General features: G+C 66.7%; 21 protein-coding genes and 1 other RNA gene. 10 read left to right on the top strand and 12 right to left on the bottom strand.

The window, feature by feature from the left end:
• Positions 1–8: 8 nt before the first annotated feature.
• From ACGFNJ_RS11085 to ACGFNJ_RS11070, 4 genes are all read right to left on the bottom strand, one after another.
• Positions 9–371 carry a DUF1048 domain-containing protein gene (locus ACGFNJ_RS11085; RefSeq protein ID WP_393446016.1) on the bottom strand — a complete coding sequence of 121 codons (363 nt, stop codon included), beginning with the start codon at positions 369–371 and terminating at the stop codon, positions 9–11.
• 2 nt (positions 372–373) lie between these two features.
• Positions 374–703, bottom strand: a complete 330-nt coding sequence (locus tag ACGFNJ_RS11080) for a PadR family transcriptional regulator (protein WP_393446014.1) — start codon at positions 701–703, stop codon at positions 374–376.
• A 104-nt stretch (positions 704–807) separates the two neighbouring features.
• On the bottom strand, positions 808–1,215 hold the full coding sequence (locus ACGFNJ_RS11075; protein ID WP_393446012.1) for a hypothetical protein: 408 nt from the start codon (positions 1,213–1,215) through the stop codon (positions 808–810).
• Positions 1,216–1,382: 167 nt separating this feature from the next.
• On the bottom strand, positions 1,383–2,117 hold the full coding sequence (locus ACGFNJ_RS11070) for a hypothetical protein (protein WP_393446010.1): 735 nt from the start codon (positions 2,115–2,117) through the stop codon (positions 1,383–1,385).
• A 40-nt stretch (positions 2,118–2,157) separates the two neighbouring features.
• Here ACGFNJ_RS11070 and ACGFNJ_RS11065 point away from each other — a divergent pair, with 40 nt between their 5' ends.
• Positions 2,158–2,778: a TetR/AcrR family transcriptional regulator gene (locus ACGFNJ_RS11065; protein WP_393446008.1), complete on the top strand. Its 621-nt coding sequence runs from the start codon at positions 2,158–2,160 to the stop codon at positions 2,776–2,778.
• Positions 2,779–3,610: 832 nt separating this feature from the next.
• Here ACGFNJ_RS11065 and ACGFNJ_RS11060 read toward each other — a convergent pair.
• Together ACGFNJ_RS11060 and ACGFNJ_RS11055 are read right to left on the bottom strand one after the other, a co-directional pair.
• The gene (locus ACGFNJ_RS11060) at positions 3,611–4,126 is read right to left on the bottom strand and encodes a TrmH family RNA methyltransferase (RefSeq protein WP_393446006.1); all 516 of its coding nucleotides are present in this window, start codon (positions 4,124–4,126) and stop codon (positions 3,611–3,613) included.
• A gap of 68 nt (positions 4,127–4,194) precedes the next feature.
• Positions 4,195–5,082: an alpha/beta hydrolase gene (locus ACGFNJ_RS11055; RefSeq protein ID WP_393446004.1), complete on the bottom strand. Its 888-nt coding sequence runs from the start codon at positions 5,080–5,082 to the stop codon at positions 4,195–4,197.
• A gap of 76 nt (positions 5,083–5,158) precedes the next feature.
• On the opposite strand from ACGFNJ_RS11055, the gene rnpB reads away from it, so the two are divergent.
• The 3 genes from rnpB (at position 5,159) to ACGFNJ_RS11040 (ending at position 7,311) form a co-directional block, all read left to right on the top strand.
• Positions 5,159–5,574, top strand: an RNA gene (gene rnpB / locus ACGFNJ_RS11050) — RNase P RNA component class A.
• Positions 5,575–5,827: 253 nt separating this feature from the next.
• Positions 5,828–6,259: a hypothetical protein gene (locus ACGFNJ_RS11045; RefSeq protein WP_393446002.1), complete on the top strand. Its 432-nt coding sequence runs from the start codon at positions 5,828–5,830 to the stop codon at positions 6,257–6,259.
• Positions 6,260–6,438: 179 nt separating this feature from the next.
• Entirely contained in the window at positions 6,439–7,311 is an 873-nt protein-coding gene (locus ACGFNJ_RS11040; RefSeq protein WP_393446000.1) for a slipin family protein, read from the top strand.
• A gap of 196 nt (positions 7,312–7,507) precedes the next feature.
• Here ACGFNJ_RS11040 and ACGFNJ_RS11035 read toward each other — a convergent pair whose 3' ends face one another.
• Positions 7,508–7,888 (bottom strand): hypothetical protein, encoded by a 381-nt coding sequence (locus ACGFNJ_RS11035; RefSeq protein WP_393445998.1) that lies wholly within the window; start codon positions 7,886–7,888, stop codon positions 7,508–7,510.
• A gap of 433 nt (positions 7,889–8,321) precedes the next feature.
• Between ACGFNJ_RS11035 and ACGFNJ_RS11030 the strand changes: the two genes are divergently transcribed.
• Both ACGFNJ_RS11030 and ACGFNJ_RS11025 read left to right on the top strand, forming a co-directional pair.
• Positions 8,322–8,651, top strand: a complete 330-nt coding sequence (locus tag ACGFNJ_RS11030) for a hypothetical protein (protein WP_393445996.1) — start codon at positions 8,322–8,324, stop codon at positions 8,649–8,651.
• 16 nt (positions 8,652–8,667) lie between these two features.
• Positions 8,668–10,101, top strand: a complete 1,434-nt coding sequence (locus ACGFNJ_RS11025) for an RNB domain-containing ribonuclease (protein ID WP_393445994.1) — start codon at positions 8,668–8,670, stop codon at positions 10,099–10,101.
• Between the two features lie 92 nt (positions 10,102–10,193).
• Here ACGFNJ_RS11025 and ACGFNJ_RS11020 read toward each other — a convergent pair whose 3' ends face one another.
• From ACGFNJ_RS11020 to ACGFNJ_RS11010, 3 genes are read right to left on the bottom strand one after another with little or no spacing between them, the layout of a single operon-like run.
• Positions 10,194–11,075, bottom strand: coding sequence for a CHAD domain-containing protein (locus ACGFNJ_RS11020; protein ID WP_393445992.1), 882 nt, complete (start codon positions 11,073–11,075; stop codon positions 10,194–10,196).
• Between the two features lie 2 nt (positions 11,076–11,077).
• Complete coding sequence (gene pip, locus ACGFNJ_RS11015; RefSeq protein ID WP_393445990.1) at positions 11,078–12,040, bottom strand: prolyl aminopeptidase; 963 nt, start codon at positions 12,038–12,040, stop codon at positions 11,078–11,080.
• Positions 12,041–12,057: 17 nt separating this feature from the next.
• Complete coding sequence (locus tag ACGFNJ_RS11010; protein WP_393445988.1) at positions 12,058–12,288, bottom strand: hypothetical protein; 231 nt, start codon at positions 12,286–12,288, stop codon at positions 12,058–12,060.
• Here ACGFNJ_RS11010 and ACGFNJ_RS11005 point away from each other — a divergent pair.
• On the top strand, positions 12,287–12,493 hold the full coding sequence (locus ACGFNJ_RS11005; protein ID WP_393445986.1) for a hypothetical protein: 207 nt from the start codon (positions 12,287–12,289) through the stop codon (positions 12,491–12,493). The two genes, ACGFNJ_RS11010 and ACGFNJ_RS11005, sit on opposite strands and share 2 nt — an antisense overlap.
• 146 nt (positions 12,494–12,639) lie before the next feature.
• Here ACGFNJ_RS11005 and ACGFNJ_RS11000 read toward each other — a convergent pair whose 3' ends face one another.
• Both ACGFNJ_RS11000 and panB read right to left on the bottom strand, forming a co-directional pair.
• Complete coding sequence (locus tag ACGFNJ_RS11000; RefSeq protein WP_393445984.1) at positions 12,640–13,500, bottom strand: phosphotransferase; 861 nt, start codon at positions 13,498–13,500, stop codon at positions 12,640–12,642.
• A 20-nt stretch (positions 13,501–13,520) separates the two neighbouring features.
• On the bottom strand, positions 13,521–14,375 hold the full coding sequence (panB, locus tag ACGFNJ_RS10995) for a 3-methyl-2-oxobutanoate hydroxymethyltransferase (protein ID WP_393447792.1): 855 nt from the start codon (positions 14,373–14,375) through the stop codon (positions 13,521–13,523).
• Positions 14,376–14,570: 195 nt separating this feature from the next.
• Between panB and ACGFNJ_RS10990 the strand changes: the two genes are divergently transcribed.
• The 3 genes from ACGFNJ_RS10990 (at position 14,571) to ACGFNJ_RS10980 (ending at position 20,630) form a co-directional block, all read left to right on the top strand.
• On the top strand, positions 14,571–16,106 hold the full coding sequence (locus tag ACGFNJ_RS10990) for an alpha/beta hydrolase (RefSeq protein WP_393445982.1): 1,536 nt from the start codon (positions 14,571–14,573) through the stop codon (positions 16,104–16,106).
• Between the two features lie 95 nt (positions 16,107–16,201).
• Positions 16,202–17,542, top strand: coding sequence for a glutamine synthetase family protein (locus ACGFNJ_RS10985; protein WP_069165852.1), 1,341 nt, complete (start codon positions 16,202–16,204; stop codon positions 17,540–17,542).
• Positions 17,543–17,618: 76 nt separating this feature from the next.
• Positions 17,619–20,630: a bifunctional [glutamine synthetase] adenylyltransferase/[glutamine synthetase]-adenylyl-L-tyrosine phosphorylase gene (locus ACGFNJ_RS10980; protein WP_393445980.1), complete on the top strand. Its 3,012-nt coding sequence runs from the start codon at positions 17,619–17,621 to the stop codon at positions 20,628–20,630.
• Positions 20,631–20,664 lie beyond the last annotated feature (34 nt).

The raw sequence follows: 20,664 nt of genomic DNA, 5'->3' as shown, positions 1-20,664 counted from the left end.
GAGGTTCCCTACCTTTGTATTTCGCCTGCGGCGCGATCGATGGCGCTGTTCAGCCGGTCTTGCTCCCGGACGATCCAACTGCCCGCCTCGTAATTGCGCAGGAAGTCTTCGACGAACTCGACGGGGTTTTCGCCGAAGAGCTCGCGGATCGGGGTTTCGTCCGCCGCGCTCTGTTCGAACAGGTCGATCAGGTCGTCGAACATCGTCATCGCGTCATCGTCTACCCGCCCGAAGAACATCAAGTACCGCTCCACCGCCTCCGCAGCGGTCCGGTAGTTCTCCGGAAGTTGTTTCGTGCGCGCCTTGTACTGTCGCCAGCGCTTCTTGCCCTCGAATGACCCGGTGACCATTTCGATCCACTTTGTTGCCATGACTATTTGCCTCCCTTGTGGAGCTGTTCGAGCCGTTCCGAGAGGAAGCTCCATGTCCTCCAGAACTCGTCGAGATGGGCCTGGCCCTGTGCGTTGAGGGAGTACACCTTGCGTGGTGGTCCCTTCTCCGACGGAACCTTCTCCACATCGACGAGGCCCCACTTCTCGATCCGGACGAGTAGGGCGTAAATGGTGCCTTCGGCGATGTCTGAAAATCCCTGCTCGCGCAGCCATGCCGTGATCTCGTAGCCGTATGCGGAACGGCCGGCCAGTACCGCAAGGACGATGCCCTCCAACGTGCCCTTGAGCATCTCCGTCATCTGTTTGCCCACGGATCCTCCGTCCTATTCAGTGTTACTGACTACTGGTAGATAGTAGCACTGAATAGTGGGGCTGAGGGTACCCGTGGCGACCAGAAATGCTGTGCGCCAGCCCATCAGGCGGCGTCGAGGGCTCCGGTGATCTTGCGGGCCATCTCGGTCATGGTCGGAGTCGGCTGACCCTTGTGCGGGCTACCGGCCGCGTCGATGGCGACGAGGATGGTCCCGCGGAAGTTGTCGGCCTCTGCCGGATCCTGCTGCTCGAGCAGTTTCATGGCCGCGGTCAAGGCGGGCAGCACCTGGTCGGCGAGTTCGGCGACGGACTTGCCCTGCAGGTGGATGTCCTTCGACTTCGCGGCGAGCACATGCCCGATCACGCCGGTTGCGGAGGACAGTGCGATGGTGCCCGCGGCGGCAATCTTGTGCGGCTTGCCTGCGGCGTCGGCGGCGGACAGCAGCGATACGGCGCCGTAGGCGGCGGTCCGCAGGGTGGTCTTGTCCTGGTCGGTGAGGGTGATGGACATGGTGTGTGCTCCTGTGTTCGTTGTCTTTCTGACAGGAACACTGTCGCCAGCCGCGCTGACACCGACCTGATACGGATCTGATGCGTTCGCTGATACGCGCAACGCCACCGCCGTCGGTGAAATCTGCGTTGGTGCAGATGTTCCCGACCTCGGTGGCGCTGAATGCTTTACGCGGAGACGGGCTGGACCGCGGGGTCGGTGGATGGCACGCGAAGCAGGACCAGTCCGTAGGCGACGATCCAGACGACCCACAGCAGCCAGGCGACGAAGCTGATGAGGGCGAGCGGGCTCGCATGGTCGATGATCAGTGGGGTGAGCACGGCGGCGACGAATTGGCCTGCGGCGCTGACCAATCCGAGAACGGCGTGCCAGCGCCGGATGACGCCGGTGCGGTATCCGCCGATCGAGAAGCCGACCATGACGAGGGGGAGGAAGGTGCTGTTGAGGGAGAACAGTGCGTTGTGCTGTGCCCAGAGTCCGGCGGTGGCGGCGGCGCTGTGCTCGGTGGTCGAGCTGAGGGCGAGCCGGGCGGCGATGACGCCGACGAAGGTGGCGGTCTGCAGGATCATGCCTGCGAAGCCGATCAGCGACCAGGCCGAGCCGGTGGCTCGTTCCCGCGGCCAGAGGGTTGCCACGGCTGCGGCGGCGAACACGATGGCGCACGCGAATGCTATCGGGGTGAAGGCCGCGGAGAGTTCGGCGAGACCGGATTTCGTGGTGAAGAACGTGTTGACCTCGTCGATGTCGGCGCCGACCACGGGCATGCCCGCAGGCGCGATGATCAGGTTGGCGCCCACGATGATCAGGGCGAAGCCGAGCGCGGCGAATCCGCCGATGCGCGTGAACGACCAGGTGTCGAGGTGTGCTTGGCTAGCTGTTCTATGCTCTGTCTTATCGATCATATATTGAATATAAGTAGCGTAAACCGAAAGGGGAACCCCCATGCCCGACGAACCGGCGCGTCGCCGCTACGACTCGCTGCGCCGCACCGCGCAGGCGCAGCAGACGAGCTCGGAAATCGCCAACGCTGCCCTCGCGTTGTTCGTCGCCAAGGGTTGGGCCGCCACCACGGTCCGTGACGTGGCGCGGGAGGCGGGCGTCTCGGTGCCGACGGTCTACGCCGCGTACGGCAACAAGACCGGCCTGACCACCGCACTGATCGACGCCGCCGACCTGTCCGCCGACCTGCCTCGCCTGCTCGCCGAACTCGAAACAGCAAATCCCGCACGGCAACTGGCAGCCATGGTCGGCTACGACCGCAGGTTGTTCGAGCGCGCGGGTGACATCATCGCGCTGCTCCGCGAAGCAGGCCGCACGGAACCCGAACTGGCCCAGACCTATCGCGACGCCCGCGCCCGCGCCGACAACGCCCACCACCAAGTCTTGGCCGCCTGGCCGGCCGGTGCACTACGCACCGACCTGGACATGGCCACAGCACTCGACATCTACGCCGCAATCTGCAACATCGACGTGTACACCGAACTCACCCTCGAACGAGGTTGGTCCCCAGTGCGAGTCGAACAATGGTGGACCAATCTCCTAGTCCGCGAACTCCTCAACTAACCCCTCGTTCGCCCTGCGGCCCGAATCCTGCCGCCTTGGGCCGCCGACAATCCCGACATGTGAGATCAACTGGGCAGCTTCGCGATCGAGTGGGCACTGGTGGCGGAGGCTACTCGCGAAGCCACCTGCACCAGTTCCCCCTCGGCACGAAACCACCCCTCTGATCCCACATATCGGGATCGCAGGCCTCCCTGAGGCAGGCAAACGCGGCCTGCCCCGCCCAACGCCGAAATCCGCACCCCGTCTGCGGATTCGCACCCCTTCTAGCAGCCTAGAACCAGTGCGAATCCCCAGAACGAGTGCGAATCCGAAGCCTCCGATCTTGAAAACCGCCGCAGCAGCACACCTTCTGTCTTCCCGCACACGATCTGGCATGCAAAATCGTGTGCGGGAACTCAAAAGGTGTGCGGCTGAACGTCTTTGATCTTGAATCTCTGTCTTTGATCTTGAAGTTCTCTAAAACGGGAGCCAAGCAACCCGGTCTGGAACGAGAGAACGCGTGAGCGACTGCGGAGGTCAGCCGGGTACGGCAGGCGTCGCCACCACGCTAATCCGGTGCAAACCCTTGGCTGCCGAATTCATCAGCGGTGAGTAGCTGCATCGTCAGGGCGGTTCCCCTTTCCATCGGTACCTCGATTGCGCGTTCCCGGGCGGCGGATGTATCTGGGCCAGCACGGTCGGTCGGGTCGGCGACCGGTTCACCTTCGACGAAGAACGTGCCATGGCCGCTGTCGCGAAGGAGGGTACCCAAGCAGGTCCCCTGCGGACTGCGCGTATGTGCGGTCGCATAGGTCGTTGTTCCTTGCGGATGTAGCTTGAGAGTGGTTGTGGGTCAGCATAATCCGGCGATTTTGTAGAGGACGAGGGAGCCGGCTACGGCTACGTTGAGGCTGTTGCCGGTGCCGATCATCGGGATTTCTACGGCTACGTCGAGGAGTTCGAGTCCTTCCGGCGGGATGCCGGTGGTTTCGTGACCCAGGACTATGACGGTGCGGCGTTGGGCGGTGGGGAGGTCGGCCAAGCGGATGGATTCGTCGGTGAGTTCCACGCCGACGATGGCGGAATTGGTGCGCTGGCGTTCGAGCCAGTGTTCGGGCCGCCCCTGAATCCAGTGGACGCACTGAGGTTTTCGAAGAGTGTTGCCGTGCGCGAGGGCATCGGGGATCCACGGCCGCCGCGGCACCACCATGCAAGCACCGACAGCATCGCAGGTCCGCAGCAGCGTCCCGAGATTAACGCCGTGCTTGGGCCAGAGCGGCGCAATAAGCAGGTGATCCCAACACCCATGGGCCCGCCGCCGACGTTCGCGGCGCAACTCGGCACGGGACTTCACCCGCGCGGCCGTCATGAACGAACGGGAATAGCCTTCCCGGTAGGCAGAATAGTGTTCATCGAATCGATACTACGTGCCTGCGTTCAGGGGCGGAGTACCGAGACCAGGAATTCGGTTTGGTCGTAGACGGCTTTTTCGAAGACCTCGTCGAAGTAGATGTCGAAATGTCCGGCGGGGTAGCGTTTTACGACGGCGTGTTTGGTGCGGCCTGCGGCGCGGAGCGCGGATTTGACGGGGGTGATCGAGTCGTCGTCGCAGAGTGCGTACATGACCGGCATCTTCAGTGCTTTCGCGCGTTTGCCCGGTGCGTCGAACAGTGCCGAGAGTGCTACGCGGGCAGCGACCTTCGGCTTGTAGGTTTCGCTTTCCTCGGCGAGCCTGCCGTTGCCTTCCGGCACATCGGCGGCGCTCATCAACGATGCGGCCCGTTTACGGCCCGCTAACCGGATGCCGACAGGCTTGCGCCGCAGCGGCCCGATGAGCAGATCGGTGGCGGCGATCGCGGTGACCTTGGTCATGCTGATCGGACCCTTCGCCAACGCACAGGCCAGGCCGCTGGTGAACGGCACCTGCGCGACAACGGCGGCGAGATAATCGTCGTCTGGCGCCACCGACAGCACGTGGCCGCCGCCGAACGAGGTGCCCCACAGCGCGATCCGGGTCGCGTCGACACCACGGATGGTGCGCGCGAACGCAATGGCCGAACGCCAGTCCTCGCGCTGCCTGCTGATCCGGATCAGCTGCCGTGGCTCGCCTTGGCTCGCACCGAAATGCCGGTAGTCGAAGACGAGCACCGCCATGCCCGCGGCGACGAAACGCCGGGCGTACCGGTCGAGCCCCATCTCCCTGTTGGCGCCGAGACCGTGTCCCATGACGACGAGCGGGCGCGGCTTCGGCTGGCCGTCCGGGCGGTAGAGCCAGGCGGCACACTGCTCGCTTCCGGAGGGGAAACCGACCTCGACACGTTCCATGGCACGCAACCGTACCGTGTTCCCGGCACCCGCACCCTGGTGGAGTGTGGGGTAGTCAGTAGTCTGGCAGTGCGGACGAGTTGGCCGGGCGACCGCGGCATCGGGAACGGGCACGCTTGTGTCACTGCCCGGCGCCGAGGAAAGTCCGGACTCCACAGAGCAGGGCGGTTGCTAACGGCAACCCGGGGTGACCCGCGGGACAGTGCCACAGAAAACAGACCGCCCACGATCTCTCGGGATCGTGTGGTGAGGGTGAAACGGTGCGGTAAGAGCGCACCAGCGCCCCGGGTGACCGGGGCGGCTAGGTAAACCCCGCCCGGAGCAAGGTCGAAGGTCGCATCGCTCGCGGTGCGGCTGCGCAGGTGTTCGAGGGCTGCTCGCCCGAGCCTGCGGGTGGACCGCTCGAGGCACCCGGCAACGGTGTGTCCAGATGGATGGTCGCCCCCCGGTGCGAACCGGGGACAGGATCCGGCTTACAGGCCAACTCGTCCGCCCTGCTTGCCGATTCCGCCGGCTGCCGTCCCGGCACGTACCCGCCCGCCGGCACCCGCCGTCTACCAGGACCGCATCCTCCTGGCAACCTCGCACCACCACCGACGTGTCGAGATCGACACTCTCGCCGGGCAATTGGCCGCCCGGAAATTCACGCGAGGCCGGTACATTGTCGGCCGATGTTTGTGCGGTGTGTCCGATTCGGAGTGGCCGCAGGTTCGACTACAAGGAGATCGTCATCAACGTTCACACCATGCGCCGTGCGGGTTCCTTTGCTTCCGCAACAGCGTTGGCCGTCTTGGCCTGCGTCGGTGTCGCCAACGCTGATCCCGTACCCGTCACCCCCGGCACTGTCGACATCGCTGCGGAGGCTGCGCTGAAAGGCGCCGAAGTCGCGGTGTCGGTGACCTACAAGTGTGATCCGGTCAGCAAGGAGGTGAAACTCGTAATGTTCGTGCGCGGCGTCGGTGAGGGGGCCGCGGGCGAGCGCACCCTCGGCGCGAACACGAAGGCGACGTGTGATGCGAAGCCGCACACCGAACTTCTCACCGCAGGCAAGATCGCCGATGCCGAGCCGTTCACCCCTGCCGCCGGCGAGCAGGTGCGGGTGGCCGTATCTCTGGTTGCCGGTGGCAAGGAGACCATCGAGGGCGGTACCGCCGTCCGCAGGCTGACCCTCAAATAGCTTCGCCGCCTTGGCCATCCCGGAACGAGACATCGAAGGGCTCATCCCTGACACCTGGTCGGGGCGGGCCCTTCTTTCGGCCCGTATCCGACCGAGCGGTGCCATGATGGAGGTAGCCGCGGGGCCGGAGCGCCCAGGCGCCCGCTCCTGTTGCATGCGGGCGCGATTCGGGGCCGACGATGGACATTCTGGTGGTGCTCAGCAGCATTATCGGTGCGGGCGCGGTGATCGGTGGGGCGCTCACCGCCGCGAGTGCGCGAGTGGTCGCGCAGTACGAGAAGGGGCTGATCTTCCGGTTCGGCAAAGTGGTCGCTACGCGAGAACCCGGGCTGCGCATGCTGATTCCGTTCGTCGACCGGATGACCAAGGTATCGACACAGATCGTCACCATGCCGGTGCCCGCCCAGGAGGGCATCACCCGCGACAACGTGACGGTGCGGGTGGACGCGGTCGTGTACTTCCGGGTGATCGACCCGGTGCTCGCGGTGGTGGAGGTGCAGAACTATCTGTTCGCCGTCGGCCAGGTGGCGCAGACCTCGTTGCGCTCGATCATCGGCAAGAGTGACCTGGACAGCCTGTTGTCCAACCGGGAGGAGCTGAACAAGGGCCTGGAGATCATGATCGACAGTCCTGCCCTCGGCTGGGGCGTCCACATCGACCGGGTGGAGATCAAGGATGTGGCACTGCCGGATTCGCTGAAACGCTCGATGTCGCGGCAGGCCGAGGCCGAACGCGAACGACGGGCCCGCGTCATTTCCGCGGAGGGCGAACTGCAGGCCTCGCACATGCTCGCGCAGGCAGGCGCGCAGATGTCGGAATCGCCTGCGGCGCTGCAGCTGCGTTTGCTGGAGACCGTCGTACAGGTTGCGGCGGAGAAGAATTCGACCCTGGTGCTGCCGTTCCCGGTGGAGTTGCTTCGCTTCCTGGAGCGCAGCACGCCGCCGCTCGCGAAGCCGGCACAGCCCGCGGTGTCAGAGCCATCCGCTGTCAAAGATCTCGAACCCGGTCGGTCGCAACTCGGTGGAGACGACGGAAACAGCCCACGCGCCTAGCGCGATCGGCGTATACCGATACGGTACGGAGTGCGCCCCTTTCGGGTGGCGCCGTGCGTCCCGCATCGGTAGTACAACGTAAGGACAGAGCCGATGTCCGTGCTCATCCCCGTGATCGCCATCATCAGCATGATCGCGATCGCTTACCTGCTGAAATACCTGCCCGGCTATCTGCCGTGGTTGAAACAGCGCTAGCTCAGCACATCATCTTCGCCATCTGGTAGAGGGCCATCGCCTCTTCCTTGGTCGCCTCGACCTTGCCGGAGGCGTGCTTGACGATGTTGCTGACGACGTCGCTCTCCGGCTTGTTCGCCTTGATGTCCTTGCACGAGTCGCTGAGGATGGAGGCGATCTTCGTGTCGTCCTTGCCGTCGGCGAGCTTCGGGAACGCGCCCTTGAAGTTGACGACGTACGCGCTGGCCTTCACGTTGTCGACGACTTGGCTGTCGACGTTCGCCTTGGCCGAAGGCACTGCGGAGGAGGGGGTGGCACTGGTGGCTTTATCATCCCCGCAGCCGGTGAGCAGCAGGGCACAGAGGGTAGCGCTGGCCGCGAAGGCGGCGGTAGTTCTGATCACGGAGCGGGATGCTAGCGGCCCGGAACCAAAGTCGCCTCCCGTCAGGTGAACGGGAGGCGACATGTTGTGGCAGAAGGCTTGTGGCGTCAGACCGGCGAGATGACCAAGATGTGCGCCCAATACGCGGCCTGGTCTGCTCCGATCAGCGGAAGCAGGTAGTCGAACAAGAGTGTTGACATAGCGGAAAAACTCCCAATTGTCGACGTACAGGACATTTCGGCAATGAGTGGAGCGAATGCGGGACACGCCCCGGCGGGCTACGTTAGCAGCGATGTCGACCGTAGGTCCGCGTTCGAGCATCCGCCATGCCGATCTTCGCGGGAGCTGGCCGGACCGTGATCGACGTCATAAAGTAGGTGCCGTTGGCACGGCCCGTTGCTGGGCGCGACGAGCCCTTCACACTTCGAATGCGGGAAAGCAGGTCTCAACTCATATGCGGATTGTTCGCTCACTGGTCGCCGGCGCGTTGATCGCCGGGGCTGCTTCGGTTTTCGCCATGTTGGGCGCCGGCTCCGCCGGTGCCGTAGCGGTGACGCCGCTGCCGGGTGGGGTGCAGGTCGACCTCAGCTCTGCTGACACTGCCTGGGTCGCCCAGAATCACTTCGGTCGCACCATCGCCGCTCTGCCCCACCCCTCCGCGCCGTCGTTCGGTGAGGCGCTCGATGCCGCGGCGACCGTGTCGTCGGCGGTCGGTGGACGAGTCACCTTCACCGTGTACGGTCCGCTCGATTCGTTGAACGGCACCATGCTGGCGCTGCAGTAGGTCTGGCACCGACAGCGTGGAATTGCATCAGCGGATCGTCTCGGCGCCGGTTGATTTCGGCGCCATCCGTTCCGAATTCGGTTTGGCCTCGGCGTATCCCGCCGAGGCCACCGCGGAAGCCCGCGACGCGTCCGACGCGTTCGCGGGCGACCGGAACGATCGCACCGACATTCCGTTCGTGACGATCGACCCACCGGGGGCGATGGATCTGGACCAGGCCCTCCATCTCGAACGCACCGACACCGGGTTCCTCCTGCATTACGCCATCGCCGATGTCGGCGCCGTGATCGATCCCGACGGCCAGCTGGCCAAGGAGTCCGGCACCAGGGGCCAGACCTTCTATCTGCCCGACGGCACCGTGCCGCTACATCCGCCGGTGTTGTCGGAAGGCACCGCGAGCCTGCTGCCCGAGCAGCGCCGCCCAGCCGCGCTGTGGACCATCGAACTCGACGAAAACGCGGAACCACAAAGCTTTTCGGTGGAGCGTGCGCTGGTGCTTTCCCGCGCCAGGCTCGACTATGCCGGTGTGCAAGCCGACGCGGACGCGGGCACGCTGCACCCTTCGATCGCGGCCCTGCCGGAATTCGGCAAGCGGCGCATCGAGGCCGGACTCGCCCGCGGCGCCATCGGCTTGCGGCTGCCCGCGCAGAGCATCGTCAGTGACGGTCAGTCCGACGGACATTGGCGACTGATCGTCGAACCACGTACCGCCGCCGACGATTGGAACGAGCAGGTTTCGCTGCTGACCGGAATGTGCGCGGCCCGCATCATGCTCGACGCAGGCGCGCCTGCGTTGCTGCGCACCATGCCGCCGCCCGCCGAGTCGGCGATCGAGTCCATGCGCCGCACCGCCGCCGCGTTGGGGGTCGAGTGGCCCGCGGCGCAGCCGGTCGGGCAGATGCTGGCGGGATTGGATCCGAATACGCCTGCCGCCCTTGTCCTGATGTCGGAGGCGACCAGCCTGTTGCGTGGGGCTTCCTACACCGTCGTCAACGGCGACGCCGTGGCGGCGACGCCGGACAGCTTGCAGCACAGCGCGATTCGCGCACCGTACGCGCATGTCACCGCGCCGCTGCGGCGGCTGGTCGACCGCTACGCCACCGAGATCTGTCTGGCCAGATGCGCGGGAACCGAAGTGCCGCAGTGGGTTACGGACGGGCTGGCCGGTGCGGTCGACACCATGCGGCGCAGCGACACCATCGCAGGCAAGGTCGAACGCGCCTGCATCGACCTCACCGAATCGACCCTGCTCGCGGAACGCGCAGGCACCGAGTTCGATGCGGTCGTGGTGCGGGAAGCCAACGGCACCCGCGCGGCGGAGATCTTCATCGCCGATCCACCAGTACTCGGCCCCTGCATGGGTGAGCCGCCCGAAGGTGCGGCCGTCCGAGTCCGCCTCCTCTCCGCCGACCCCACCACCCGCAAAATCACCTTCACCTACCCCTCCTGAAGGTGGTTCCACAGATCGTCCATATGGTTCACAGGCTCTGCAAGCCCTGTGAACCGTACGGAACCTCTGTGGTACCCGGGCTGGTTGCGGGGTTAGCCAGCGGACAACGCTGCCGCGGCGTCGGGATAGCCGCTGAGGGCTTGGCGCGCGGCAAGGTCTTCGGCTCCGGCCAGCACTCGGTAGAGCCCGGTTTCCTCGCCTGCCGCACCGGCATCCGCGGCGACGCCGTAGATGGCGTGTTGCGATTCGACGGCGTCGCGATGGTCGCCGAGCACGGTCTGCAGACGTTTCGCGTTCTTGCCGAGTTCGCCTGCCGCGTCGCCGAGCGCGGGTTCGGCGGCCTCGCAGGAATACCGTAATCGTTTGGCGCTCTTGCGGATATCGTGCAGCAGTTCGACTCGGTCGGTGGCGGTGACGGTGGTCTCCTGCCGGATCAGGTCCTCGACGCGATCGCGGTCGCGTTCCAGCACCACCCCGAAGAAGTCCACGGCAGGGACTGTCGCGCGCGAGGAACGCAGCGGCGGGTCGCTGCGCCAGTCTGTGAGCTGCTCGCGCAACCGCCGATAGCGCTCGCTGTCCAACGCCAGCAACACGGCGGCGTGGGCGGCGGCGTACTTCTCGTGCTCGCCGGTGACCAGCCTTGCGGTGACGGCCGCGCGTTCCTCGGCCGAATGCTCGCCCTGCGCACCGTGTTTGGCGAGCAGCTTTTCGAAACGGTCGGCCATGACCTCGGCGTCACGAGCGACGCCGAGGACACCGGCCAGCCACTTGAGCTCCTCACCCATCGCCCTGACCGGGTCCTTCTGGAACAGCCCACGGTAGGACCGCAGCACGCTGCGCAGCCTGCGGGTGGCGACCCGCATCTGATGCACCGAATCCGGTGCGTCGGAACGTACCTCGGGTTCGGCGGCCAACAGCCGGTCGACATCGTCGCTCAGTGCGGTGACGAGTGCGCTTCCGGCTGTGGCCGTCATGGTTATCCCGCTTTCGCGAATCGGTCGGTGGCTTCGACCAGGTGGTGCGTGGTGCCAGGTTCGTTGGCCGCGTGGCCTGCGTCGTCGACGATGTGCAGTTCCGAACTCGGCAATGCCTTGTGCAGGTCCCAGGCGCTCACCGGGGGGCAGACGATGTCGTGACGGCCTTGGACGATCACCGTTGGGATATGGGAAATCGTACCGATATCGCGCAGGAGCTGGCCCTCATCGAGGAAACCCCCATTGCGGAAGTAGTGGTTCTCGATCCGCGCGAAGGCGAGCGCGAACCGGGGCTCCGCGGTCTCGGCGACCCGATCCGGTTGCGGCAGCAGTGAACTCGTCGCACCCTCCCAGGTGGACCAGGCAACGGCGGCCGCGAGCGCGACCTGCTCGTCGGCGGAGTGCAGCAAACGGTGGTAGACCTCGACGAGATCCTCGCCGCGCTCGGCCTCCGGCACCGGCGCGAGGAACTTCTCCCACTCGTCCGGGTACACGTAGCCGGCAGCGCCGTTGTAGTACCAGTCGATTTCGCTGCGCCGCAACAGGAAGATGCCGCGCAGCACCAGCTCGGTGACCCGCTCCGGGTTGGCTTCGGCGTAGGCGAGCGCCAGCGTCGAACCCCACGAGCCGCCGAACACCTGCCAGCGTTCGATGCCGAGATGCGTTCGCAGCGCCTCGATATCGGCGATCAGATGCTGGGTGGTGTTGGTCTCCAGGCTCGCGCCCTCGGCAATATGCGGAGTGGACTGCCCGCAGCCGCGCTGATCGAGCAGCACGATCCGGTACGCCGCCGGGTCGAAGAACTGCCGGTGATAGGGCGAGGTGCCGCCGCCGGGGCCGCCGTGCAGGAAGACCACGGGCTTGCCATCGGGATTGCCGCTGACCTCCCAGTAGATCGACTGGCCGTCGCCGACATCGAGCATCCCGGTGTCGTAGGGCTCGATCTCCGGGTAGAGCGTGCGCATCGGTGTGTTGTGTCCTCTCAGAACGCCAGGCCAGCGGCCAGGTCGGAAATTTGTAGCGCCTCGATCGCCTGCTGGCGAACATCGGAGCAGCTCTTGGTGGTGAGGCGGTCGATGACGGGCTTGTCGGACAGCACGGCGCCGTTGATGCCGCCGTTGCGCAGCGCCCACTCGTGCACCAGCGCGTTCAGGCCGATCTTGCCGAGCGTCGGGCCCTGCACCCGCCAGTTCGACAGCTCGGGGCGGATCATGTCGCACAGCTGCGCGGCCGCGGCGTCGGAAATCTCGGGGGTGGCCGGCTTGGGGGCGCTGCTCGGCTTGCTCGTGGCGGACGCGGTGGTCGAGCCCGAGCTGCCGGTCGGCGCCGGGTTCGACTCGCTTCCACACGCGGTGAGGGCGGCGGCGGCACAAACGCCTGCCAAGACCAGGGTGCTGCGGGAAATCCAACGGCTGTGAAGCATCGGTACCTCTGCTCGGGTCGTCATTGTCCGCATCGAGTCTGCCACGATCTGCGAAGTTCGACCGTTCTCAGTGGGAGGACTACCGGTACCGGGGCCGCCCGATCTTCGTCCTCGTCAGCTCGGGGATTCGAGCGAGGCCGGCTACTGGAACGCGACTCGTAGTTCGTCGAGCAACTCGTCGACGATGCGGGCGAACCGGGGCGCGGAGGTGTCGATCGTGCGCCAGGGGTTGAGCGCGATGAGCGGGGCGAGGCGGTCGGCGAGGGCGATCTCGGCGTCGGCGATCGTGGCGGTGCGACGCCAGTGCGCGAGGTAGGCGTCGCGATGCGGGCCGCGCAGGAGGCGATGGCTGAGCAACGGGTGGGTGAGCACGGCGTCACCCCAGTCGAACAGGCGGCCGTGGCCCGGGGTCGCGCCCGTAAAGACGTTGTCGGTGTGCACGTCGTTGTGTTCCAGGGTGAGCCTGCCGTAGGCGGCCAACTCGGCGGCGGCCTCATGGATGCGGGCGCCGAGGCCGGGGATGCGTGGCTCGTAATGGCGGTAGACGGTGTCGAGGCGGTCCGGCGGGAGGTAGGGGGTCCCGGTGCCGCGCAGCTCGGCGATGTGCGCGGCGAGCGATTGCTGGAGTTCGACATATGAGCGGAGCAGGCCGGACCATTCCGCGTCAGTATTGCGCGCGGTCTCGCCGCCGTGCGGGCTGAGCAGCCACCCGCGATCCGATTGCACCGCAAGGGGTTCCAGCACACTGTCGGGGCATAGTCGCGAAAGAAGTTCTAGCAACGGCCCTTCGTGCGCGAAGGCGCGCGCATTCGCCTTGGCCCACATCGGCCCGGCCTCGGTCGGGATGCGCACGAGCAGCGACCAGGCGCGGCGCCGGGTTTCCGTTGGGGCGCCGGTGATCTCGATCTCCCGCACCTTCAGCACGCTCGCCGCCCACTCGACCAGCGGTGCGATCGGCTGGCCGAGCAGCGCAACGGGTGCGTGCACCGCTCGACCAGTCATCCAGGTGTCGCTCTGTCGATCTAGAAGCTGTGCTCGGGACCGGGGTAGGTGCCTCGACGCACCTCGTCGGCGTAAGCGGCTGCGGCCGTGCGCAGTTCGTCACCGACATTGCCGAACCGCTTGACGAACTTGGCGGTCTTGCCGCTGGTGTAGCCGGCCATGTCCTGCCAAACCAGCACCTGCGCATCGGTTTCCACGCCTGCGCCGATGCCGACGGTGGGGATGGTCAGCTTGCGGGTGACCTGTCCGGCGAGCTCGGCTGGCACCATCTCCATGACCACGGCGAACGCGCCTGCCTCCTGCACCGCGATGGCGTCGGCGATGAGCTGCTCGGCGCCGTCGCCGCGACCCTGCACGCGGAAGCCGCCGAGGGTGTTGACGCTCTGCGGGGTGAACCCGATGTGCGCCATCACCGGAATGCCCGCCGAGGTGATCAGCGCGATCTGCTCGGCGACCCGCTCACCGCCCTCCAGCTTCACCGCGTGCGCCTGGCCCTCCTTCATGAACCGGGTCGCGGTGGCCAGCGCCTGCTGCGGCGAGGACTCGTAGGTGCCGAACGGCAGGTCGGCGACCACCAGCGCGTGCGGTGCACCGCGCACCACGCCGCGGACCAGCGGAATGAGCTCGTCGATGGTGATCGGCACCGTGGTGTCGTAGCCGTAGACCACGTTGGCCGCGGAATCGCCGACCAGCAGCACCGGGATGCCCGCTTCTTCGAACAGTCGGGCCGAGGAGTAGTCGTAGGCGGTGAGCATGGCCCAGCGCTCGCCGTCGGCCTTCATTTGCTGCAGGTGCTGCACTCGGGTCTTGCGTGCCTTCTTGGGCTGGCTCGGCGCCGCGCCGTAGGCAGGGGTTTCCGAGTCGGATACGGACATCATCGTCCCTTTCGTCTGGTGTCTCCTCGGGGCCCATCCGGGTCCCCGGGTTCGTCTGACGAGTCCAGTGTCCCACCTGTCACCGGCCCGGTTTAAGGGCGCTGAGCGGTGCGATTGGTCACATCACCGGCCGTGTTGGCGCCTGGTGACCAGTGCGTTGTCCCGATCGCGCCAGCGAACTGCCAGTATCGGTGCATGGCTTTCGTTCGGAGTAGGCGCGGCGCGCTGATCGTCACGGCGCTGGCATTGGTCGCGGCGGGTTGCACCGTCGGCAAGGACGAGCCGAAAGGACCGATGCCTGCGCCGCCCGCCGACCTGGCGAAGTTCTACTCCCAGACCATCGAGTGGGGTGGTTGCGCGGGCTTCGGCACCAAGGACGACCGCTTCCCGCCCAACGCCGAGTGCGCGCGGATCAGCGTTCCGGTCGACTATGCCGCGCCGGACGGGCCGACCGCCCAGATCGCGGTGTCTCGGATCAAAGCGACCGGCAAGCGCATCGGCTCGCTGCTGATGAACCCTGGCGGGCCGGGGGAGTCGGGCCTGACCATGTCGGGGCTCGGCAACCGGACCGCGCTCGCCGAGCGCTTCGATCGCGTCGGTTTCGACCCGCGCGGTGTCGGGTCCTCGACCCCGGCCATCGTCTGCGAGACCGCGCAGGAACAGGATGCCGAGCGGGCGGAGCCGCCGAAGGACAACTCGCCTGCCGGCATCACCGCGGCCGAGGACGAGAACCGGCAGTACGCAGACCGCTGCGCCGCGCGCACCGGCAAGGACTTCCTGGCCAGGGTCGGCACCCGCGAGGTGGTGCAGGACCTGGACGTGCTGCGCGCCGCGCTCGGCGACGCGAAGCTCACCTACCTGGGCTACTCGTACGGCACCAAGATCGGTTCGGCGTATGCGGAGAAGTTTCCCGCGCACGTGCGCGCGCTGGTGCTCGACGGCGCCATCGACTCCTCGCAGGATCCGGTGCAGGAGTCGCTGCGGCAGGCGGCCGGATTCCAGAAGGTGTTCAACGCCTACGTCGCGGACTGCGTGAAGAAGGACGACTGCCCGCTCGGCACCGACAAGACGCAGGCGGTGTCGCGCTTCCGGGCGCTGGTGAATCCGCTGTGGGACAGGCCGGTGCCGACCACCGATCCGCGCGGGCTCGGCTACGGCGACGCGCTCACCGGCGTGCGGCAAGCGCTCTACACCAACGATCTGTGGCCGGTGCTCACCCTTGGCCTTTCCGAACTGCGCGACGGCCGCGGTGACACGCTGCTGCAGCTGGCCGACCTCTACGACGGCCGCCGCGACGACGGCACCTACAGCAACACCACCGACGCGTTCACCGCCATTCGCTGCGTGGACGATCCGCGCATCACCGATCGTGGGCTGACCGGCAGGCAGGACGCCGAATACCGCAAGGCCGCACCGTTCCTCGACGACGGGCGCGGCACCGGCGCCGCCCCGCTGGACCAGTGCACGGTCTGGCCGGTGCCGAACACCAGTGAGCCGCATCGGATTTCGGTGGCCGGACTGCCGAAGACGGTGGTCGTCTCCACCACCGAGGATCCGGCGACGCCGTACCAGGCCGGTGTCGACCTGGCCGACCAGCTCGGCGCCGCCCTGGTGACCTACAAGGGCAGCAGGCACACCATCGCGTTGTCGGGTGGATCGAAGTGCGTCGACCAGGCCGTTATCGACTACTTCGTCGACCTTAAGGAGCCCGAATCCGGCCTCACCTGCTGAACATTGCGGCGGTGATGTCTTTTTCCCGCAACAAGCACAACACACTCAGCGTGTATGTAACACGGATTTAACGCCGGGTGCTTACTCTCGCGGACATGGATCGCCAGAAGGAATTCGTGCTGCGGACGCTCGAAGAGCGGGATATCCGCTTCGTGCGTCTCTGGTTCACCGACGTCTTGGGTTACCTGAAGTCTGTCGCCATCGCTCCCGCCGAGCTAGAGGGTGCGTTCGAGGAAGGTATCGGCTTCGACGGCTCTGCCATCGAAGGCTTCGCCAGGGTGTCGGAGGCCGACATGGTCGCGCGGCCGGATCCGTCCACGTTCCAGGTGCTGCCGTGGTCGACCAGCAAGGGGCACCAGCACTCGGCCCGCATGTTCTGCGACATCACGATGCCCGACGGCTCGCCGTCGTGGGCCGACCCGCGCCACGTGCTGCGCCGCCAGCTGAACAAGGCGGCCGACGTCGGCTTCAGCTGCTACGTGCACCCGGAGATCGAGTTCTTCCTGCTGGAGAACGGCCCGCAGGACGGCTCGCAGCCGACCCCGGCCGACTCGGGTGGCTTCTTCGATCAGGCCGTGCACGATTCGGCGCCGAACTTCCGCCGCCACGCCATCGACGCGCTCGAATCGATGGGCATCTCGGTGGAATTCAGCCACCACGAGGGCGCGCCGGGCCAGCAGGAGATCGACCTGCGCTACGCCGACGCGCTGTCCATGGCCGACAACGTGATGACCTTCCGCTACCTCATCAAGGAGGTGGCGATCGACGAGGGCGTGCGCGCGACGTTCATGCCCAAGCCGTTCGCCCAGTACCCCGGCTCGGCGATGCACACGCACATGAGCCTGTTCGAGGGCGAGGCGAACGCCTTCCACGATCCGGACGACCCGATCAACCTGTCGGAGACCGCGCGCGCGTTCATCGCGGGCATCCTGGAGCACGCGCCGGAGATCAGCGCGATTTCGAACCAGTGGGTGAACTCCTACAAGCGGCTGATCCACGGTGGCGAGGCGCCGACCGCGGCCTCGTGGGGCCGGTCGAACCGGTCCGCGCTCGTTCGGGTGCCGATGTACACGCCGAACAAGTCGTCCTCGCGCCGCGTCGAGATCCGCAGCCCTGATTCGGCATGCAACCCGTACCTGACCTTCGCCGTGCTGTTGGCGGCCGGTCTGCGTGGCATCGAGAAGGGGTACACGCTGCCGCCGGAGGCCGAGGACGACGTGTGGTCGTTGACCGCGGCCGAGCGGCGCGCGATGGGCTTCCGCGAACTGCCGGGCACGCTCGACGAGGCGCTGCAGGCGATGGAGCGGTCCGAGCTGGTCGCCGAGACGCTCGGCGAGCATGTGTTCGACTTCTTCCTGCGCAACAAGCGCCGGGAATGGGCGGACTACCGCAGCCAGGTGACGCCGTACGAGCTGAAGGAATACCTGGGACTCTGACGTCGGCACCGTACTGGTACCGAACCTACGTTCCGGCGCACATCAAGTGTTAGCCGAGAGCATGTAATTTGAGACCATGGTCCGGCCCCCGACTGCCCGCTCCGCGGTGCCCGGCGTCGGTCGGCTCGGTTTGCTCGAGCCGTCCGCCGCTGCCTCGTTGCACCAATTGGGCTGGGACAACGTCGAAAGTATTCCGGTGCTCTGGGCGCTGTCGCGGGCACCGGACGCCGATCTCGCGCTGCACACGCTGATCAAGCTGCAGGAGCAGCTCGGAACCGAGTGGGCGGCATTGGATTCGGCGATCCGCGCGGAAACGTCGTTGCGCGGCAGGTTGTTCGCGTTGCTCGGCGCGTCCAGTGCGTTCGCCGATCATCTCGTCGCCGATCCGGCGGCGTGGCAGATCCTGCGCCGCAAGGCATTGCCGGAACGCGCCGAGTTGATCGCTGATCTGCTGTCGGTGGTCGATGCGGTGCCGGAAGAGGGACCAAACGCGGGTCCAATGTTGTTCCGGGCTGGTGCTTCCGGTCCCGAGGTGGTTGCGCTGCTGCGCAAGCGGTATCGCGATCAACTGATGCTGCTCGCGGCGCTCGATCTGGCGGCGACTGTCGAGAACGAACCAGTGCTCGCGTATCAGGTGGTCGGGTGGCATCTCACCGACCTGGCCGATGCCGCGCTCACCGCGGCGCTGTCGGTGGCTGTGGCGCGGGTCTGCAAAGACGGGCCGGTGCCGGTGCGGCTCGCGGTGATCGCCATGGGCAAGAGCGGCGCGCGCGAGCTGAACTACGTCAGCGACGTCGACGTGGTGTTCGTCGCGGAACCTGCCGATGCCACCGCGACCCGGCTGGCCGCCGAGATGATGAGCGTGGCCAGCGCGGCATACTTCGAGGTCGATGCGGCGCTGCGGCCGGAGGGCAAAGCGGGCGCGCTGGTGCGCACGCTCGATTCGCATCTCGCCTACTACAAGCGGTGGGCGCGGACCTGGGAATTCCAAGCGCTGCTGAAGAACCGGCCGATGACCGGTGACCTCGAGCTCGGCGAGCAATACCGGGCCGCGCTGATGCCGATGGTGTGGACCGCCTCCGAACGGCCGGACTTCGTCGCCGACGTGCAGGCGATGCGGCGCCGGGTGGAAGACCTGGTGCCCGCCGATCTGCGTGAGCGCGAACTGAAGTTGGGGCACGGCAGCCTGCGTGACGTCGAATTCGCCGTGCAGCTCCTGCAGTTGGTGCACGGCAGGGTGGACGAGTCGCTGCACGTGCAGGGCACCGTCGAGGCGTTGACCGTGTTGGCCGCTGGCGGCTATGTCGGCCGCGACGATGCCGCGAATCTCACTGCGTCCTACGAGTTTTTGCGACTGCTCGAACATCGTCTGCAGTTGCAGCGTCTACGTCGCACGCACACCCTGCCTGCCACCGACGACGAGGAGGGGATGCGCTGGCTGGCCCGTGCCGCGCACATCCGGCCGGACGGCAGGCAGGACGCGGTCGGTGTGCTCGGCACCGAGATCCGCCGTAATGCGGTGCGGGTGCGGCGGTTACACGCCAAGTTGTTCTATCGGCCGCTGCTCGAATCGGTGGTCAAGCTCGAACCGGACGCGCTGCGGTTGAGCCCCGACGCGGCGATCCGGCAGTTGGCGGCGCTGGGTTATCAGGCGCCCGAACATGCACTCGGACATCTCAAGGCGCTCACCGGTGGTGTGTCGCGCAAGGGCCGGATTCAGGCGCTGCTGCTGCCGACCCTGCTCGAATGGCTCGGTGACACACCCAATCCCGACGCCGGTCTGCTCGCGTACCGGCGAGTGTCGGAGGGGCTCAACGACCAGACGTGGTTCCTGCGGGAACTGCGCGACGAGGGTGCCATCGCGCATCGGCTGATGATCGTGCTCGGGTCCTCGGAGTACTTGCCGGATCTGCTGATCAACGCGCCGGACACCATCCGCATGTATGCGGACGGACCGGGCGGGCCGCTGCTGCTGAGTCCGCAACCCGAGGACGTCGCGCGCGGCATCATGACGGCGGCGGCGCGCTACGACGACCCGAAACGTGCGGTGGCCGCGGCGCGTTCGCTGCGCAGGCACGAATTGGCCAGGGTGGCCTCGGCGGATCTGCTCGGGCTGCTCGAGGTGCGGCAGGTCTGCCGCGCGCTGTCCTCGGTGTGGGTTGCGGTGCTGGAAGCCTCACTCGCGGCGGTGATTCGGGCCAGCGAGGCCGAGCGTGGCGCGCCTGCACCCGCCGACCTCGCGGTGATCGGCATGGGCAGGCTCGGCGGGATGGAGCTCGGCTACGGGTCCGACGCCGACGTACTGTTCGTGTGCGATCCGCGGCCGGGCGAGGACGAGACCAAGGCCGTGAAGTGGGCGATCAGCGTCGCCGACCGGGTGCAGCAGCTGCTCGGTGCGCCGAGCACCGATCCGCCGCTGCACGTGGACGCCGGACTGCGGCCCGAGGGGCGCAACGGCGCACTGGTCCGGACGCTGGCCGCCTACGCCGCGTACTACGAGCAGTGGGCGCAGCCGTGGGAGGTGCAGGCGCTGCTGCGAGCCCACCAGGTCGCGGGTGATCAGGGGCTCGGCGTGCGGTTCCTGCATGTCATCGACAAGGTGCGGTATCCGCAGGGCGGGGTGTCGACCGAGGCGGTGCGCGAGATCCGGCGGATCAAAGCCAGAGTCGACGCCGAACGACTACCTCGTGGCGCCAATCCCGCGACCCACACCAAGCTCGGGCGCGGTGGTCTCGCCGATATCGAGTGGACCGTGCAGCTGATGCAGTTGCGGCACGCGCACGATGTGCTCGGGCTGCACAACACCTCAACGCTGGAGTCGCTCGACGTCATCGAACAGACGAAACTGCTCGACGCGGCCGATGTGGCGCTGCTGCGGGATGCGTGGTTGACCGCGACGCGGGCGCGCAATGCGCTGGTGTTGGTGCGTGGCAAGCCTGCCGACCAGCTGCCCGGGCCGGGCAGGCTGCTTTCGGCGGTGGCGAAGGTCGCTGGCTGGCCCAATGACGACGGCAGTGAGTTCCTCGACCACTACATGCGCGTGACGCGGCGGGCGAAAGCGGTGGTGGAGCGCGTTTTCGGCGAGTGAGTCGGGACAGTCGCTGCGGATTTCGCGGCGCGCC

This window comes from Nocardia sp. NPDC049149 (genome assembly GCF_043197455.1).
Taxonomy (GTDB): domain Bacteria; phylum Actinomycetota; class Actinomycetes; order Mycobacteriales; family Mycobacteriaceae; genus Nocardia.
Note: the sequence above shows the minus strand (reverse complement) of the source record. Positions and strands in the feature narration are given on the sequence as shown.